Consider the following 17511-nt stretch of genomic DNA (forward strand, 5'->3'; position numbering starts at 1 on the left):
GCCGCCGGCCACCGTCTCCGGTACCCCCTGCGCGCCGTCGGGCGGGCACGGCCGCTCTAATATGTAAACGCATCCGTATGCGTTTACAAAATGAGGTGCCCGCGTGCTGAAGACCCTGAGCAAGATCGCGTTACTCGTCCCCGCCCTCGCGGCAGCCGCCGTCTGGCTGATCGTCCTGCGGCTGAAGAGCGTGCCGATGCCGCTGCTGGTCCCCTACGGACTGCTGCTCGCCGCGCTGCCGGCCGGCCTGCTGTGGCCCCGCGTGCTCGGCCGGCGGTCCACGCGGCGCCGGGTCCGGGCGTTCCCCGGGATCCCGGCCGCCCTCGGCACCCTGGCGCTCTACCTCGCGGTCGTGCACCACGTCACGGACCTGCCGGTGCTGCTCGCCCTGGCCGCCGTGGCAGCCCTGACCTGGGCGGCGCCCGCGTTCCTGCGCGCCCGGCGGGCGGCGGGCGGCCGGGCCGCCGCGCAGACCAGGCGGGCCTTCCTGGCGGGCGGCGCCGGGCTGGTGCTGGGCGTGCTGAGCGGGCTGTCGCCCGGCTGGGTGGAACGCCGGCGCGGCCAGGCGCTGGCACGGGGCGAGCGGCAGCGGCAACAGGCCGTACGCGCCCCGGGCGCGCGGCGGCGGATCGCCGACGGGGCCGTGCGGGTGTTCCCGATTCACGCCGGCGACACCATCGTCACCTACGGCCAGTTCTACGGCGGTTTGGACGGCTGGGAAGGGCTGAACGGCTACCTGCGCACCCTGGTGGACAAGGCGCAGATCGCGGTGCCCGTCCACGCCTACCTCATCGACCACCCCCGGCACGGGCTCCTGATGGTCGACACCGGCGTCAACTGGGAGCAGGCGCACGACCACGACGGGTACTACGACCTGACCTCGCGCCTGCTGACCGAGCGCGACGAGTACCGGCTGAGCCCCGGCCAGGACCTGCGGGTCCGCCTGGCCAGGCTCGGCTACGACGCCGGGCGGATCGGCACCGTCTTCCTCACCCACGTCCACGACGACCACGCCGGAGGGCTGCGCAGCCTGCCCCAGGCCGAGGTGGTGCTGGACCGCCGCGACTGGGACCACGGCGTGCTCTACCCGCACTCCTTCGACCTGGTCAAGGAGAACCTCTCCTTCCCCGCCTTCGATTCAGGCGCCTTCGGCGCGTTCCCGGCCGGTCAGGACCACTTCGGCGACGGCAGCGTCATCCTGCTGCCCACCCCCGGCCACTCGCCCGGCCACATGTGCGTGCTGCTGCGCATGGACGGCGGCAGCGTGCTGTTCGTCGGCGACACCCTCTACACGCTGCCCCACCTGGCCGTCGACCAGGTCCGCCAGATGACCATCGGCGGGGCCGACACCGCCCGCCAGCTCGAGGCGGCCCGGCGCATCCAGGCCCTGCTGGCCGCCGAGCCCGCCACCGTGCCGCTGTTCGCCCACGACAACACCCGCTACCATGCCGACCGGGTCGTTCCCGCGTTCGCCCACGGGAGGCCCGGCAAGGAGGGGTTGCGGGAGTTGCGTACGCACATGGAGGCCGTCCTCACCCCCGGCTGGCGGCTGCGGGCCGGGCACGCGCCCCGCTTCGTCCCGCCGGAGTCCGGGACGGGACCGGGACGGGTCGAGTTCCGATGACCTCGACGCGGCGCACCCGGGGCAGGCCGCGCGACCCCGAGGCCGACGAGGCGATCATGAAGGCGGCGCTGGAGCTGTTCGTGGAGCGCGGCCTGGAGGGCGCCAACGTCGAGCAGATCGCCAAGCGCGCCGGGGTGGCCAAGGTCACCGTCTACCGGCGCTGGTCCTCCAAGGAGGAGCTGCTGATCCAGGCGATCGAGCAGGCGCGCACCCTCGTCCCCGAGGCCGAGATCTGGGAGGCGGCCGACGCCGGGGCGCAGCCGGTCGACGAGCGGCTCGCCGGCTCCTGGGCGGGCACCCTCGGCGACGCCCGCTTCCGTACGATCCTCGCCCAGCTCATCGGCTCCAGCATCACCCAGCCGTCACTGCTGGCCACCTATCGCGAGCAGTACATCCAGCCCCGCCGCCGGCTGATCCGCGCCGCGCTGGAACGCGCCCATCCGGAGGCCGCCGCCGACCTCGGCACCGATCTCGACACCGTGATCGACATGGTCGTCGGCGCGGCCATGTACCGCATGCTCATCGACCCCGACGCACCCGCCGACGGCCGCCGATACCTGGAGGGCGTGCTCCGCCAGGCCGACCGGCTGCTGCGCCCGCCCCGCACGTCCGATCCGTCCGGCGCGTCTGACCCGTCCGAGCCGTCCGGTGGGCCTGACCCGAGCGGTGGGCCTGACCCGAGCGGTCCGCCCGGCCCGAGCGGTGAGCCCGCGACCTGACACACGCGTTTCCGGCCGCCTCTGGAGGGCAACGGCCCCGCATGATACGCGATCTCATCAAGGGCGCCGCGGGCGGCGCACTCGCCACCGCGGCGATGAGCGGGGTCATGGTGGCGGGCAGCCGGATGGGCCTCATGCCCGACCAGCCGCCCAAACGGATCGTCCGCGCACTGCTCCCGGGCCACCGGCACCAGCCGAAGCCCGGCGAGGGTGTCGCGGGCGCGCTGGCGCACGCCGGTTTCGGCATCACCCTGGGCTCCCTGTACGGCGTGCTGGCCAGGGGCCGCCGCGTCCCGGCTGCCGCGGGCGTCGGCTACGCCCTGACCATCTGGGCCTCCAGCTATCAGGGCTGGATCCCCGGGCTGGGCATCCTGCCCCGGGCCTCCCAGGACCGGCGCGGCCGGCAGGCGGTCATGGTCGCCGGCCACGTGGTGTACGGCACCGTGCTGGCGCTGGCGGTGAACCGGCTCAACGCACCGGACTCGCCCTGACCACCGTCAGGGGGAGTCCGGTGTCTCGGTGAGGAGCCGCTGTTCGAGCACCGCGTCGAGTTGCAGCTCGTGGTAACCGGCCGTGTCGAACAGGACGGTCAGCCGGTCCTCGCCGCGCTGCACGACCTCGCCCGGCCCCCAGGTCCGATGCACCACCCTGGCGTGCGTGGGGAACGGCCCGCTCTCCTCCCGCTGCCGCCCGGCGGTGCCGGCCCGGCAGTTGTCGCAGTCGCCGCACGGGTCGGGGAGGTCCTCGCCGAAGTAACCGAGCAGGAAACGCCGCCGGCAGTCGCCGGTCTCGGCGTAACGGCGCATCATCTCCAGCCGGGTGCGTTCGACGTCGCGCCGGCGCTCGGCCAGCCGCCGGGCCAGGTCCGCCGCGGTCCGCGGGTCGGGCCCGCCGGGCGCCGGGCCGACCCGGCGCGTGCCCAGCCGTACCGCACCCGTCCTCTCCAGCAGGTCGAGCAGCATCGTCAGGCGGCGCGGCGACAACCCCGTACGCTCGCGCAGCTTCTTGCGGTCGCTGCCCGGCCCGGCCTCGGCGACCGCCTCCGCGACCCGGGCCAGCGTCTCCAGGTCCGGTACGGCCGCGGTGAAGTAGCGCTGCAGGCCCAGGTCCTCGGGACGGTAGAACAGCACCGCCCTGGCCGCCTCGCCGTCCCGGCCGGCCCGGCCGATCTCCTGGTAGTAGGCGTCCGGCGACCCCGGCACCTCGGCGTGCAGGACGAACCGCACGTCCGGCTTGTCGATCCCCATGCCGAAGGCGCTGGTGGCGACCACCACGTCCAGCTCGCCGCCCATGAATCGGCCGTGCACGTCGTCGCGCTCGGCCCGCCGCAGCCCGGCGTGGTACGCCGCCGCCCGCACGCCCGCCTCGTTCAGCAGCCCGCTCAGGCGGCCGGTCTGCCTGCGCACCGCCGTGTACACGATGCCCGGCCCCGCTTCCTCGCGCACCGCGGCGACGATCTCGGGGGCGGGATCGTCCAGCATGCGGCGTACCTCGAGCGAGATGTTGGGCCGGTCGAACCCCTGCACGATCTCCAAGGGGTCGCGCAGGCCCAGCCGTTCGGCGATTTCCGCCCGCACCGGCGGGGCCGCGGTGGCGGTCAGGGCGGCGATCGCGGGGCGGCCCAGCGCCTCGGCCACCTGACCGAGCCGCAGGTAGTCGGGGCGGAAGTCATGCCCCCACGAGGAGATCAGGTGGGCCTCGTCCACCACCAGGAGGGAGGGCTCGACGGCGGCCAGGTCGCGCACCACGTCGGGCCGGGCCAGCTGCTCGGGCGCGCAGAACAGGAACTCCGTCTCGCCTGCCCGCAGTGACTCGAAGGTCGCCCGCCGCCGGCCGGCCGGGGTGCCGGCGTCCAGGCTCGCCGCCGCCTCGTCGTGCTGGCGCAGCGCTTCGACCTGGTCGCGCTGCAGGGCGATCAGGGGTGACACCACCACGGTGGGGCCTGGCAGGAGCAGCGCGGGCACCTGGTAGATCGCGGACTTGCCGCCGCCGGTCGGCATCACCACCAGCACGTCGCGGCCCCGCGCCAGCGCGGTCATCGCGGCCAGCTGGCCCGGCCGCAGGTCGGCCAGGCCGAGTGCCTGCCGCGCCACCCGCTCGCACTCCGCGCCCGTGTCCTTCATCGGCTCTCCCTCGCACTCTGCCTCGCCGGGATGTCGTTCCTGCCCCGGCAGGCGGCCGGCATGTCATCGGAGCCGAGCCCGGCTACCAGCTCGGTTCGACCTGCGGCTCGGTTCGACCTGCGGCTCGGTTCGACCTGCGGCTCGGTTCGACCTGCGGCCCGGTTCGACCTGAGGCCTGGCCCGGTTCGGTCCGCAGCCCAGCCGTGCCGGCGGCGCATCCACCCACCTGCCCTGCGGGCGTCACGTCAACGGGGGCGCGACGGGACCCGCAGGTGGTGCGCCAGCCAGTCCGCCACCCTGGTCACGAAGCTGATCCTGTTGCCGATCCGCCGGATCTCGTGGCCCTCGTCCTGGAAGAAGAGATGATCGCAGGGCACGCCCAGGGCGGTGGCCGCCTCGACCACCTGCTCGGCCTCGTACAGCGGGACGTTGGTGTCCTGGGCTCCGTGCACCACCAGGAGGGGCGCGGCCAGCCGGTCGAGGGAGTGCAGCGGTGACAGGGCGCGCAGCAGGTCGCGGTCGGTGTCCGGGTGGCCGTACTCGCCGACCGCGGCGGCGGCGATCCAGGGCTCGGTGCGGGCGTAGAAGGTCGAGAAGTCGGCGATGCCGCTGACGGTCACGGCGGCGCGGAAGAGCCGCGGGTGCGTGACGAGCGTGGCGAGGGTGAGGTAGCCGCCGTACGACCAGCCCATGCAGGCCAGCCGGGACGGGTCGCCGGCGCCGAGGCGCACCAGCTCCGCCACGCAGTCGGCCACGTCGTTCACCGCGTCGAAGCGCAGCTCGCGGTCGTCGGCCTGGCGGAAGGCGCGCCCGTACCCGCCTGAGCCGCGCACGTTCGGGGCGAACACGCCGATCCCGGCGGCCAGCAGGTTCTGGTAGAGGGGGTTGAAGGTGGGCCGCTCCTGGTCCTCGGGGCCGCCGTGCAGGAACACCGCGAACGGCGCCGGGCCGCGCGCGTGCGGCGGCCGGTAGAGCCAGGCCGCCAGCTCCAGGCCGTCCCTGGCCCGGAAGCGCACCAGCTCGGCGCCTGCCGCCGTGGGCAGCGGGCCCGCACCGGCGGCGTGCCGGTAGCCGCCCCAGTGGTCGCCCGCGTCCAGGTCGCACAGCAGGACGTGCGAGGGCTCCTGCGGGCTCTCGGCGGCCAGCGCGGCCAGCGTGCCGTCCCAGCCGATCCGGGCCGAGGTGACCACGGCGGCGGGCGGCGGCGGGAGGTGGTGGAGCTCGCCGCTCTCCAGCTCCATGACGTCCAGCTCGGAGCGGCCGTGCGCGTTCCACACCAGCAGCGCGCGGCGCCCGTCCGCGCTGAGCGCGAGCCGGTCCAGCTCCGCGTCGCGCCGTTCGGCCAGCACGACGGCCTCGGCGCCCTGCCGTACGGCCAGCAGCGCGGCCCGGTCGCGGCCGGCGTCCGAGACCAGATAGGCGATGCGGCCGTCGGGGGAGAGGGCCCCGTCGTCGGTGGATCCGGGCAGGCCGGGCAGCAGGGGCCGTTCGCCGCTCGGCGCGTGCGCGCCGAGCGCCTCGGCGGCCAGGTCGGCCAGGAACATGCGCCGGCGGCCACGCGCGCCCCGCCGCAGCAGCATGGTCACGTGGTCCCGGCTGATGGCCACCGGCCTCAGCAGCGCGCCGGCCGCGATGACCTGGCGGCCGCCGGTGACCGCGTCGATGAGCACGGCCCGCGCCAGGCCGGTGGACGAGGTCTCGGTGACCAGGAGCGTCTCGCCCCGCCCCGTCCAGCGGACCACCCCGGCGGAGCCGCCGTCGGGGGCGGCCAGCAGGCGCAGGTCGCCGCCGTGCGGCTGGACGGTCCACACCTGGGTGTGCTCGCCGCCGCCGGGCGCCACCAGCACGGCCAGGTGCGTCCCCGTCGGCGCCCAGCTCACGTCGACCGCCGGCTGCGGCCCGGTGTCGACGGCCCACGCCTCGGCGTCGCCCTGGAGGGACTGGATCCACACCCGGGGCGAACCGTCGTGGTCGCTGATGAAGGCGACGGCGCTGTTTCCGGGCGCCAGGGCGGGGGCGCGGCAGCTCCACGCGGTCAGGCTCTCGGCCGCGGGCAGGTACGGCCGGCCACCGACGAGACTCGCGACCGCAGGCACGCGCGGCGGGCCGCCGGCCGAGCTTGTGGGCGGGCGTAGCGGGCCGCCGGCCGGTCGCGCAGGCACAGACGGCGGCCCCTCGGCCGGGTTTGCGGGCGTGGGCGGCGGCCCGCCGGCCGGGTTTGCGGGCGCGGGTGGGGGCCCGCCGGCCGGGTTTGCGGGCGTGGGTGAGGGCCCGCCGGCCGGGCCGGCGGTCGCGGGCAGGTGCGGCGGGGCGGCGGCGGGCCGCGGCGTCACACGCCGTGGGTCTGCAGCCACAGCTCCAGCAGCCCGAGCTGCCACAGCGTGTTCACGCCGGTCGTCGCCCTGTCCTGCTCGGGGTCGGCGAGCAGCCGATCCACGTAGTCCTGCCGGAACAGGCCCCGTTCGCGGGCTGCCCGGCTGGTCAGCGCGTCGCGGACGAGGTCGAGCAGGGCCCCGTCGACGTGCCGGACGGCGGGGACGGGGAAGTATCCCTTGGGCCGGTCGACGACCTCGGCCGGCAGCAGCCGCCGGGCGGCGTCCTTGAGCACGCCCTTGCCGCCGTGGGCCAGCTTGAGCTCGGCGGGGCAGGCGGCGGCCAGCTCGACCAGCTCGTGGTCGAGGAACGGCGTGCGCGCCTCCAGCCCGTGGGCCATCGTCATGTTGTCGACCCGCTTGACCGGGTCGTCCACCAGCATGGCGGTGGTCTCCAGGCGCAGCACGGCGTCCAGCGCGGTCTCGGCACCCGGCCTGGCCAGGTGGGCGCGGACGAAGTCGCCGCTGGCGTCGCGATCCAGCAGGCGATCGGGCGACAGGATCGCGGCCAGCCCGTCGTGGGGCCGGTCGAAGAACGCGCGGGCGTAGACGCCGGCGGCCTCCTCGCGGGGCACGCCGGCCAGCGGCGGGAACCAGCTGTAGCCGGCGAACACCTCGTCGGCCCCCTGCCCCGACTGCACGACCTTGACGTGCCGGGCGACCTCCTGCGACAGCAGGTAGAAGGCGACGCAGTCGTGGCTGACCATCGGCTCGCTCATCGCCCGCACCGCGTCCTGCAGCCCCTCCATCAGGCGCGCGTCCGGGATGCGGATGCGGTGGTGGTCGGTGCCGAACCGCCGGGCGACCAGGTCCGAGTAGGCGAACTCCTCGCCCGGCTCGCCGCCGGCCGGTTCGAAGCCGATGCTGAACGTGGCCAGGTCCTGCTGTCCCTGCTCCGCCAGCAGCGCCACGATGAGGCTGGAGTCCAGGCCGCCGGACAGCAGGACGCCGACCGGCACGTCGGCGACCATCCGGCGGCGCACCGCCACGCGCAGCGCGTCCAGCACGGCCCGGCGCCACTCCGTGTCGCTCAGCCCGGCATGCTCGGGCAGGGCGCCCCGGGTGTGGGACGGCTCCCAGTACCGGTGCTCGGCGCCGCCGCCGTCCGGCTCGATCACCCGTACCGTGGCGGGCGGCAGCTTGCGCACCCCGGACAGGATCGTGCGCTCGCCGGGCACCAGCGAGTGGAAGGTCATGTAGTGGTGCAGCGCCACCGGGTCGATGCCGGTGTCCACCTCGCCGGCCGCCAGCAGGGCAGGCAGCGAGGAGGCGAAGCGCAGCCGCCGGGCGTTCTCGGTCACGTACATCGGCTTGATGCCGAGGCGGTCCCTGCCCAGCGTCAGCCGCCCCGTGTCGCGCTCGTGGACGGCGAAGGCGAACATGCCCTTGAACCGGTCGACGCAGGCGGGCCCCCACCGGTGGAAGGCCTTCATCAGCACCTCGGTGTCGGAGGTGGAGTAGAACCGGTAACCCGCGCCGCGCAGCTCGTCCCGCAGCTCGCCGTAGTTGTAGAGGCAGCCGTTGAACACCACCGCCAGCCCCAGCTCGCCGTCCACCATCGGCTGGGCCGCCTTGTCCGACAGGTCGATGATCTTCAGCCGGCGGTGGCCCAGCGCGACCGGCCCCTGCGACCACAGCCCGGAGCCGTCCGGGCCGCGCTCGTGCATCGCCTCCGCCATCCGGCCGACGGCCCCGATGTCCGCCTCGGCGCCGTCGAAGCGCAACTCTCCGCTCAGCCCGCACATCTCAGGCCTCCTCAGGACGCCGCGGACCGGTACGCCGGGGGATCGTCCGCCGGCCGGTCCCACCGGCAGTCCCTGGTCTCGGTCAGCAGCAGGTCCACCACGTCGGCCAGCCGCCCCCGCCGGGCGAACGCCTGCCGCTGGCGCTGCGCGGAGCTGCCCCTGGCCAGCGCCTCCTCGATCAGTTCCGAGACCAGCCCCGCGTCACCCGAGTCCTCCAGCTGCGGCCGCAGCCCCTCGACCAGGCGCCGGATCACCACGGGCGCCGGCCGCGGCACCCCGCCCACCGGGTCGATCAGCTCACCCTCCAGCCCCGAGCGCGCCGCCTGCCAGGTCGCCGCCCGGGCCGCCTCCAGATGTACCTCCCGTTCCACTCCCCGGCGCACCGCCTCCAGCTCCCTGGCCACCAGCGCCCGGAACAGGCCGACGATCAGCACGACGTCCTGGACCCGCGGGCAGGAGTCGCAGATGCGCAGCTCGACCGTGGGCACGTGCTGCGACGGCCGGATGTCGGAGTAGATCATCCCGGGATCGGTGATCACCCCCGAGCGGATCAACTCCTTGATCATCTCCTCGTAGTCGGCGGCGGAGTCGTACTTGGCGATCGGGCCCGCCGTGGGCCAGCGCTGCCACACCAGGCTGCGGTAGCTGGCGTATCCGGTGTCGCCGCCGTCCCAGTACGGCGAGCTGGCCGACAGCGCCAGCAGCGGCGGCAGCCACGGCGTCAACCGGTGCGCCACCGCGACGGCCAGGTCGGGGTCGCTCACCTCCGCGTGCACGTGCATGCCGCAGATCAGCTGCTCCCGCGTGAGCTGCTGGTAGTCGCTCAGCATCTGCTCGTAGCGAGGCTCCGCGGAGACCTTCACCTCGTCCATCTCGACCAGCGGAGCGCTGCCCGCCGCGCTGATCCCGAGCCCCACCTCGTCGGCCTGCCGGATCAGCCGCCTTCGCAACCCGCACAGGTCACGCGCCAGATCCTCCAGCCGCCGGAAGGGCGCGCTGTTGGACTCCACCGTCGAACGCTGCAACTCCCGCGCGAAGCTGTCCTCGGGCAACGCCTCCAGCAACAGCTCGGCCCGCGCCGCCAGGCGGCGAGTGCGGACGTCGACGACGTGGAACTCCTCCTCCACTCCCACCCGGATCGCTTCCTCTTCTCCCTCCACGATCAATCACCCCCGGCTCGTCCAACTCGTGGCAGGCTTGTCTACTCCCCCGAGAACGGCCTTATGCACGTGACGATTCTTTGCACGGAACATGTTTGACGCGGGGATTTGCCAAGGTTGAGGAGGAAAGCGGCGGGTAGTCGGGCACCTCGCGAGGGAGATCGACCGTGACGAGGAGGACACCGATGCCGGCACGAGGTGAGCCGTCGGTCGCCGCCTCGGGGCAGTGGCGCGACGAGCAGGGGGTACGGCGCCCGGCGGGCGAAGCGCACGCCTGGTTCCCCGGGACGAACCAGACGCTGTGCGGGCTGCCGCTCAGCCGGTCCGGGCTGCTCCGCTTCCACCACGTGGCCTGGCCGGAGGTGTTCCCGGAGTCCGGCGGCTCGGCCGAGCAGGTCGGCGACGTGTGCCGCAGATGCGTCGCTGCCTCGGGCCGTCGCTCACACCGCGGCTGGAGCCCGCGCTGGACGAGGGACTCGCCGCGCCCCTGAGTCCCTGACGGCGCGGGCGGCGGTGTCAGCGGAAGGAGCGGCGGTAGGCGGCAGGCGTGGTGCGCAGGGCGGTGTGGAAGCGGCGGCGGAGGTTGACCGCCGAGGACAGGCCGACGCGGGTGGCGATGGTCTCGACGGGCAGGTCGGTCTCCTCCAGCAGCGCGCGGGTGGCGGCCAGGCGGCGTTCCAGCAGCCAGCGGGCGGGCGGGACGCCGAGCTGGGTGGCGAACTGGCGGGTGAGGGTACGGGCGGAGACGCCCGAGAAGGCGGCCATGTCCTCGACCGTGATCTGGTCGGACAGACGGGAGAGGAGCCATTCGAGCAGCGGGGCCAGCGAGTCCGGCATGGGGCCGGTGGTGGGGAGGGGAGGGTACTGGCGCTGGCAGCCCTCCCGGTGCGGACCGGCGGCGAGCTGGCGGCCGATGCGCATGGCGTGGGCCGCGCCGTGCTCCTGCAGCACCTGGTGCAGGCAGAGGTCGCTGGTGGCGGCCGAGGCCCCGGCGGTGGCGACGTCGCCGTGATCGACGTAGATGACGGTGTCGTCGAGGATGACGCGGGGGTGGCGGGCGGCGAGCTCGGCGGAGAGCTCCCAGTGGACGGAGGCGCGGCGGCCGTCCAGGAGGCCCAGGGCGGCGGGGATGAAGATCCCGGCGCAGACGGCGATGACGCGGGCACCCCGGGCGTGGGCGCGTGAGACGGCGTGGAGCACGGCGGGGGAGGGGGCGATGGTCCAGCCCGCGACGAGCACGGTGTCGGCGTCGCCGAGGGCTTCGAGGCCGTCGTCCACCTGGATGGGGACGCCGAGGGTGGTGGGGAGCGAGCCGGGGCGCTCGGCGCACAGCCGGAAGCTGTAGTGCTGGGGGATGTCGGGCCCGTGGTAGCCGAAGACGGCGGAGGCGGCGGTGACCGGGTAGAGCTCCTGGTTCGGGGCGACCAAGGCGACCACGCGATGCGGGCCGGAAGGTGTCGGGGGCGTTTCCGGGGATTCCGCAGGCATGGCGCGAATGTACCTCATGATGTCATCTGGGACACCGGCGCTCTGATCTGGAAATATCCAGAATTGGAGCTCATGTGGACGAGGAACTTCACCCTCTACTTCGGTGCCCGCACGATCTCGCTGCTCGGCGACGCGATGATGCCCGTCGCCTCGGCGCTGGCGATCGGGAAGGTTTACGGGATCGCGGGCGTCGGCTACGTGCTCGCGCTCTGGACCGCGTCGGCCGTGCTGGTCATGTTGTTCGGCGGGGTCGTCGCCGACCGGATCGGCGCCCGGCGCGTGATGATCGGCGCGGACGTGGTCAGGGTCGTCACCCAGGGGGTCGTGGCCGTCGCCTTCCTGGACGGCGCTCCGCCGTACCCCCTGCTGCTGGTGATGGCGTTCCTGTCGGGCACGGCCGCCGGGATGTTCGAACCGGGCGTCAACGGCATGGTCCCCCTGGTCGCCACGGACCCGCAGCGGGCCAACGCGACCCTCAAGCTCGCCGAGGCGGTCACCCAGCTCGCGGGTCCCGCGCTGGCGGGAGTCCTCATCGTCGTCGGCGGGCCGGTCTTCGTCTACACGGTGGACGCCGCGACGTTCCTGGTCAGCGGGGTGGGCCTGCTGCTGGTCCGGGTCGCCGTGCCCAGGCCGGGGCCCTCCGACGTGCTGAGCGACCTGCGCAGGGGCTGGGAGGAGTTCAGGGCCAGGAGCTGGATGTGGTCGGTCATCCTGGTCTGGGTGTTCTGGGGCGTGCTGGTGATCGGACCGTCCGTGCCGCTGGCGTCGCAGGTCATCGGGGCCGACTACGGCTGGGTGATGGCGGCGCTCGGCCTCGGCACCGTCCTGGGCGGGTTGGTGGCGATCAGGTTCAGGCCGCGCAGGCCGCTCGCGGCCGGGGCGGTGGCGCTGAGCGGGTACGTGGCGGTTCCGCTGACGGTCGCGCTCGGGCTGCCGTTGCCGGTGCTGATGGCCGGGCACCTGCTCGGCGGGTGCGCGTGGGCGTTCTGGTCGGTGATGTGGTCGACCAGCGTGCAGACGCAGATCGCTCCGGACGTGCTCAACCGGGTCAACGCCTACCAGGTGGCCGGGTCGGTCGCGGGCATGGCGGCCGGGCAGGCGCTGGCCGGTCCGGTCACCACGCTGGTCGAGCCGCGCGCCTTCATGCTGGGGTCGGCCGTGGTGGCGGTCGGCGTGGTGGCGGCCCTGCTGCTGATCAAGCCGGTCAGGCGGCTCGGCCGGGAGCCTCAGGGGGCCGCAGGCCGGTCGGTCCCGGCCCGAGCCGGCTCGCCGACGTAGCCGCTCACCCCGCATCGGAGCTGCGGGATGATCACAGGAGGCGTACCGTGGGTTCACCACAAGATCGAAAGGTGTGCCGTGTCCATCCCCCTCACCGCGTTATTGCTGGCCTCGTCACTCGTTTCGCCGTCCGCCGCGCTGCCCGCGTGCCCGCAGATCTTCGGGCACGGCGGCTACCCCACCGGCGCCAACGCCTGGGAACGGGACCAGATCCGCCAGCCCAACAACCCCACGGCCATCCGCCAGTACAAGGCGTGGGGCTCGTCAGGCGTCGAGGCCGACCTGCAGCTGACCAGGAACGGCACCAAGGCCGTCATGTGGCACAACACCTCCACCTGGGGGTTGACGGGCACGAAGAAGAACATCACCGAGATCTGGTGGGCGACCGGCGACACCAAGCTCGACGGCCGGACCATCACCCGCGGTCCCTTCCAGGGCGAGACCGTCCACACCTTCCGCGAATGGCTGGCCGCGATGAGGTCGGCCGGCATGGTCGGGCTGGTGGAGATCAAGCCCGAGGCCCGGCAGTCGCTGTTCAGCACGGACGCCGCGATCAAGGCGCGGGCATGGGCGGAGGTTCTCGACCCCGTCAGGGAGAACCACCGGTCGCAGGAGATCATCCTGTACTCCCACGACAGCGGGATCGCCGCCGAGCTCAGGACCCGGGTGACGGCCGCGGGCATGACGCAGGTGCTCAGCGGCGGCCCGATCTGGCCCGACGTCACCAGGTGGGAGGAGCCGCCGCCCCCGTGGCAGCTGAACGAGAACGCGTGGAAGGCCGCGCTCCAGAGCGGCGCCAGGCGGATCGCCACCGACTACCCGTCCCAAATGCGGGCCTGGCTGGTGGGCAAGTGCCAGTGAGGGCGAGGCAGGCCCCGGGCGACGTGCGGCCGGGCGCACGTCGTCCGGATGCCCGGACGAGCCGACGGCCTATTTCCCCGTATTTCCGTATCATTGGGGCATGAACGCTGGGCTTCCGGAACCCGTCCGCCGTGATGAGTGGCGCGTCTCGCATGACGAGCGCGAAGCGGTGGTAGAACGACTGAACACGGCGGCGGCCGAGGGCCGGATCGACCTGGGCGAGCTGGACACGCGGCTGGAGCTGGCGTTGAGCGCCAAGACGTACGCCGATCTGGCGCCCCTGACCGCCGATCTGCCGCCGGACGTCCCGGTGAATCAGGAGCCGCTGGTCGTCAAGGGCGGCATGAACGGCGCGACGCGTTCCGGGCGCTGGGACGTGCCCGGGCGCATCACCGTGTACGGCGGGATGGGCGCGGTCAAGCTCGACTTCACCCAGGCCGAGTGCCGGCTGCCCGAGGTCCGGATCGAGGCGCAGGGCCAGATGGGCGGCATCACGATCATCATCCCCGACGGCTGGGCCGCGGAGACCTCCCGGATGGACGGGGGCATGGGCGGCTTCACGGACAAGACCACGCCGCAGCGGCTCCCCAGGACGCCGCTGATCCGCCTCACCGGCAGCGGCGGCGCGGGAGGCGTGGTCATCCGGCACCCCAACACCTGGGAACGCCGTAAGCAGCGGCGCCTGCAGGGGAATTGAGGGCCGGGCTCGCGGCCCGAACCTGCTGACCGGTAAAACTCGCAGATCATGACATCGGCGGTCACAACCCGACATTGGAGGCGGCGGAGGGCCGTGCCGTGAGAAGATCGAGATCATGATTGCACTGCCTGGCTCAGGCCGTCGCGGCGTTCTCGCCTGCTCGCCGGCCGCCGACACGTCCGTGACGTCCCTGGCGCGGCCGGCGCTGCTCGGCCTTACGGGCCTGGCCGGTCACGCGAGGCTGCGAGGCCGTGCGGCGCTGCCCGGCCATGCCGGGTGCGCGGCCGTGACCGCGAGGGCGGGGACGGCCGAGTGCTGAGCCTGCCCCGAACAGACGCCGCCGCCCCGACGATCCCGCCCGCCGCCCTCCCGGCGACCGGCGAGGAGCAGGGCACGGGGCGTCCCGAGAGCGCGGTGCCCGACGGGCCGCGTACGACACCGGTTGCCGACGAGTGGCGCCTGGCGGCGATGGTGGAGGAGCGAGGTGAGACCGGGGTGGCGCAGGCCGTTCCGGAAGAGGCCGTGACGGATCCGGCGGTGCTCAGCGTGGGGCGGATCGGCGGGTTGCGGCCGCGCCGCCGTCCCGGCGACGGAGGCGAGGCGTCGGGCGCCGACGTCGACCTGGTCGACTCCCTGGCACCGGCCACCCGGCGCACCGTGGCCGCCTGGCTGCTGGACAAGCAGTCCGCGGCCACCCGGCAGACCCGGCTGCAGGTGCTGGCCGCGTTCGTGCGCTGGCTGCGCAGCGTGGACCCGGCGATCGAACTGCTCGCGGTCACCGGCGCCCACCTCGACGCCTACTGCGACGCCGCCCGCGCCGGGACGCTGACCATCGGCGTGCGCAACCCGGGCAGGCCGCTGTCGAGCGCGACGGTGTCCAGGAAACGGGCCGTGCTGTCGTCGTTCTACACCTTCGCCTGGCGCAGCGGCGTCGTGCGGCACGACCGCACCGCCACCGTGCCGCGCCCGGCGCCTGCCCGCGACCGCGACGTGCTGAGCCGCGAGGAGCGGCGGCTGCTGCGCGAGGGCGCCGCCCGGCTGGCCGCCGAGGGCAGGTCCGCCGAGGCCGCGGCCGTCGCGCTGCTGGACGCGACGGGCGCGCCCGTGTCCGCCCTGGCCGGGCTGACCGTGCAGGACCTGCGGGCGGTGACGGCCGGCGAGCCCGCCGTCGTGACCGTGCACGACGGGCGCGGCGACCTGGTGGCCTTCCCGGTCCCGCCGCTGGCCCGCTCGCTGCTGCGCGCCCTGGCAGCCGCCCGTACGGCCGGGGAGCCGCTGCTCAGGCAGCCCGACGGCCATCCGGTGGACGTGCAGTGGCTCAGGAAGGCGCTCACGGACGCGGCTCTCGCGGGCGGCGTCCCGCGCGAGCGGGCGAAGCTGCTGGACCCGCACCTGATGCGCGCCACCACCGTGACGGAGCTGCTGCGCGACCAGGCGAGCTGACCGCGACCTCTGGCAGCGACGGCACCACGAGGTCGAACGCGAGCGCCGGGTCGAGCCCATGCCCGCGCGGCCTTGCGGTCCCCGGACATCTCCAGCAGGTGCGCGCGGGCGGCATGGAGGCGGCGGTCGCGGGCCAGGCGCGGATCGTCCAGGGCGTCCAGCAGTGCCCGGCCCGCCGCCGGCCCTTCGGCCATGGCCACGGCGTGGTTCAGCCGGGCGATCGGGCCGGGCGAGGCCCGCATCAGCAGCCGGTACAGGCCGACGATGCGCGGCCGGCTTTCACGGTCCGGGCAGGTTCTCCGGCGGCCGGTTGGCGGGTGAGCGTGGGGCGATCAGCCCGGTCTCGTAGGCGAGGACGACCGCCTGCACCCGGTCCCTGAGGCCGAGCTTGGACAGGATGCGCGCGACATGAGTCTTCACTGTCGTCGGGCTGAGGACCAGCCGGTCAGCGAGTTCGGCGTTGCTCAGCCCGGTGGCGAGCAGGCGCAGCACCTCCAGTTCCCGGGGTGTCAGCTCCGACAGGTCCCCATGGACGGCTGGGCCGGCGTCGTCGCGGCGGGCGAACCGCTCGACCAGGCGGCGGGTGATCGCCGGTGCGAGCAGGGCGTCGCCTGCGCGCACCAGGCGCACCGCGGCCACCAGGTGCTCGGGCGTGACGTCCTTGAGCAGGAAGCCACTGGCCCCTGCGGTGAGCGCGGCGTAGACGTAGTGGTCGAGGTCGTACGTGGTCAGGATGAGCACGCGGGTCTCGCCCGCGCCTGCTGCCATGATCTGCCGGGTGGCCTCGAGGCCGTCCATCTGCGGCATCCGGATGTCCATGAGCACGACGTCGGGCCGAGTACGCCGGACGGCGGCGACGGCTTCTGCTCCGTCGGCAGCCTCGGCCGCCACGTCGATGCCGTCGGCGGTGAGGATCATCCCGAACCCGCTGCGGACCAACGCTTGGTCGTCGGCGATGACCACGCGCAGAGGCCGGTTCACCTGGTCGTCCACGGAACCCGCGCCGTGATCCGATAGCCCCCGCCGCTCCGCGGCCCGGCCTGCAGGGTGCCGCCGTAAAGGGCAAGGCGCTCCCGCAGCCCGATCAGGCCCCGGCCCTGGCCGTCTCCGGCGCGCGTCGTCCGGCTGCCGCCGGTGTCGGTGACCTCGATCTCCAGGCAGTCGCCGCGGTGGCCGATGCTGACGGACGCCTGCGCGCCGGCCGCGTGTTTGATCGTGTTGGTCAGCGCCTCCTGGACGACGCGGTAGACGGCCAGCTCCACCCCGGGCGGCAGCGGGCCGGGCGGTGGAGAGATCTCGACGCTGACCGGCACCCCGGCTGCTCGTACCCGTTCGATCAACGAGTCGAGCTGGTCGAGTCCCGGCTGCGGTTCGAGCCCGTCGGCGCTGCTGCCGGCCCGCTCGCTCTCCGGTCCGGCGAGCAGGCCCATGACATGGCGTAGTTCGGCCATGGCGGCCCGGCCGCCGGCTTCGACCGCCAGCATGGCCTGCTTCGACCGGGAAGGGGCCGTGTCCATCACCTTGCGTGCCGCTCCGGCCTGGATCACCATCACGTTCACATTGTGGGTGACGACGTCGTGGAGTTCCGCGGCGATCCGGGAGCGCTCTTCCTGGACGGCCTTGCGCATGGCCTCCTCCTGCGCCCGCTCCAGGTCGGCGAATCGACGGCGGCCCGCCTCGAGCCGCTGCCGCCAGGAGCGGACGAAGCTCGCGGCGACTCCGGCGCTCATCACCACCACGAACGGCCCCAGCCAGCTCGGCAACGCCGGGACGGAGTCCCGGAAGGCGACGCCCGCCAGCACGGTGGCGAGGACGAGCCCGCCGACGGCCGGCACCCGGTGAGGGCTGTGGGCCACGGAGCCATAGGCGGCGATGGCGAACGCCACCACGGTGATCCACGTCGCGTCGTCGTGGGTGGCCAACGCCGCGGCCAGCACCGTCCAGAAAGTGATCAGCGGGTACAGCCGTCGCACTGCCAGCGGCAGAGCCGTCAGGACCACC

The 17511-nt window shown here is 74.0% G+C and carries 15 protein-coding genes; 8 read left to right on the forward strand and 7 right to left on the reverse strand.

The window, feature by feature from the left end:
- Window positions 1-103 precede the first annotated feature (103 nt).
- Genes AB0I79_RS40800 through AB0I79_RS40810 form a run of 3 tightly spaced genes read left to right on the forward strand, consistent with a single transcriptional unit; the run spans window position 104 to window position 2834 of the window.
- A complete protein-coding gene (locus tag AB0I79_RS40800; protein ID WP_357885242.1) occupies window positions 104-1624 on the forward strand; it encodes an N-acyl homoserine lactonase family protein in 1521 nt (506 codons plus the stop codon).
- Window positions 1621-2343: a TetR/AcrR family transcriptional regulator gene (locus tag AB0I79_RS40805; protein ID WP_357885244.1), complete on the forward strand. Its 723-nt coding sequence runs from the start codon at window positions 1621-1623 to the stop codon at window positions 2341-2343. The genes AB0I79_RS40800 and AB0I79_RS40805 overlap by 4 nt, the downstream gene beginning before the upstream one ends.
- 41 nt (window positions 2344-2384) lie before the next feature.
- Window positions 2385-2834: a DUF6789 family protein gene (locus AB0I79_RS40810; protein ID WP_357885246.1), complete on the forward strand. Its 450-nt coding sequence runs from the start codon at window positions 2385-2387 to the stop codon at window positions 2832-2834.
- Between the two features lie 6 nt (window positions 2835-2840).
- Here the strand turns inward: AB0I79_RS40810 and AB0I79_RS40815 are convergent, their stop codons facing one another.
- From AB0I79_RS40815 to AB0I79_RS40830, 4 genes are all read right to left on the reverse strand, one after another.
- Window positions 2841-4466 carry a RecQ family ATP-dependent DNA helicase gene (locus AB0I79_RS40815; protein ID WP_357885248.1) on the reverse strand — a complete coding sequence of 542 codons (1626 nt, stop codon included), beginning with the start codon at window positions 4464-4466 and terminating at the stop codon, window positions 2841-2843.
- 245 nt (window positions 4467-4711) lie between these two features.
- On the reverse strand, window positions 4712-6562 hold the full coding sequence (locus tag AB0I79_RS40820; protein WP_357885250.1) for an alpha/beta fold hydrolase: 1851 nt from the start codon (window positions 6560-6562) through the stop codon (window positions 4712-4714).
- A 233-nt stretch (window positions 6563-6795) separates the two neighbouring features.
- Window positions 6796-8583, reverse strand: a complete 1788-nt coding sequence (locus tag AB0I79_RS40825; protein ID WP_357885252.1) for an N-acetylglutaminylglutamine amidotransferase — start codon at window positions 8581-8583, stop codon at window positions 6796-6798.
- A gap of 11 nt (window positions 8584-8594) precedes the next feature.
- Window positions 8595-9743 (reverse strand): glutamate--cysteine ligase, encoded by a 1149-nt coding sequence (locus AB0I79_RS40830; RefSeq protein WP_357885254.1) that lies wholly within the window; start codon window positions 9741-9743, stop codon window positions 8595-8597.
- 185 nt (window positions 9744-9928) lie between these two features.
- On the opposite strand from AB0I79_RS40830, the gene AB0I79_RS40835 reads away from it, so the two are divergent.
- Window positions 9929-10234 carry a hypothetical protein gene (locus AB0I79_RS40835; protein WP_357885256.1) on the forward strand — a complete coding sequence of 102 codons (306 nt, stop codon included), beginning with the start codon at window positions 9929-9931 and terminating at the stop codon, window positions 10232-10234.
- Between the two features lie 25 nt (window positions 10235-10259).
- On the opposite strand, the gene AB0I79_RS40840 is transcribed toward AB0I79_RS40835, so the two are convergent.
- A complete protein-coding gene (locus tag AB0I79_RS40840) occupies window positions 10260-11231 on the reverse strand; it encodes a helix-turn-helix domain-containing protein (protein ID WP_357885258.1) in 972 nt (323 codons plus the stop codon).
- 72 nt (window positions 11232-11303) lie between these two features.
- Between AB0I79_RS40840 and AB0I79_RS40845 the strand changes: the two genes are divergently transcribed.
- The 4 genes from AB0I79_RS40845 (at window position 11304) to AB0I79_RS40860 (ending at window position 15510) form a co-directional block, all read left to right on the forward strand.
- Window positions 11304-12509 carry an MFS transporter gene (locus AB0I79_RS40845; RefSeq protein ID WP_357885260.1) on the forward strand — a complete coding sequence of 402 codons (1206 nt, stop codon included), beginning with the start codon at window positions 11304-11306 and terminating at the stop codon, window positions 12507-12509.
- Between the two features lie 78 nt (window positions 12510-12587).
- A complete protein-coding gene (locus AB0I79_RS40850) occupies window positions 12588-13370 on the forward strand; it encodes a glycerophosphodiester phosphodiesterase family protein (RefSeq protein ID WP_357885262.1) in 783 nt (260 codons plus the stop codon).
- 100 nt (window positions 13371-13470) lie between these two features.
- Window positions 13471-14067, forward strand: a complete 597-nt coding sequence (locus AB0I79_RS40855; protein WP_357885264.1) for a DUF1707 domain-containing protein — start codon at window positions 13471-13473, stop codon at window positions 14065-14067.
- Between the two features lie 312 nt (window positions 14068-14379).
- Window positions 14380-15510, forward strand: coding sequence for a hypothetical protein (locus tag AB0I79_RS40860; RefSeq protein WP_357885266.1), 1131 nt, complete (start codon window positions 14380-14382; stop codon window positions 15508-15510).
- Window positions 15511-15789: 279 nt separating this feature from the next.
- Here AB0I79_RS40860 and AB0I79_RS40865 read toward each other — a convergent pair whose 3' ends face one another.
- Entirely contained in the window at window positions 15790-16491 is a 702-nt protein-coding gene (locus AB0I79_RS40865) for a response regulator transcription factor (protein ID WP_357885268.1), read from the reverse strand.
- Window positions 16488-17510, reverse strand: a complete 1023-nt coding sequence (locus tag AB0I79_RS40870; protein ID WP_357885270.1) for a histidine kinase — start codon at window positions 17508-17510, stop codon at window positions 16488-16490. The genes AB0I79_RS40865 and AB0I79_RS40870 overlap by 4 nt, the downstream gene beginning before the upstream one ends.
- Window position 17511: the final 1 nt, after the last annotated feature.

The sequence above is a fragment of the Nonomuraea sp. NPDC050202 genome (assembly GCF_040656115.1).
Classification (GTDB): Bacteria; Actinomycetota; Actinomycetes; order Streptosporangiales; family Streptosporangiaceae; genus Nonomuraea.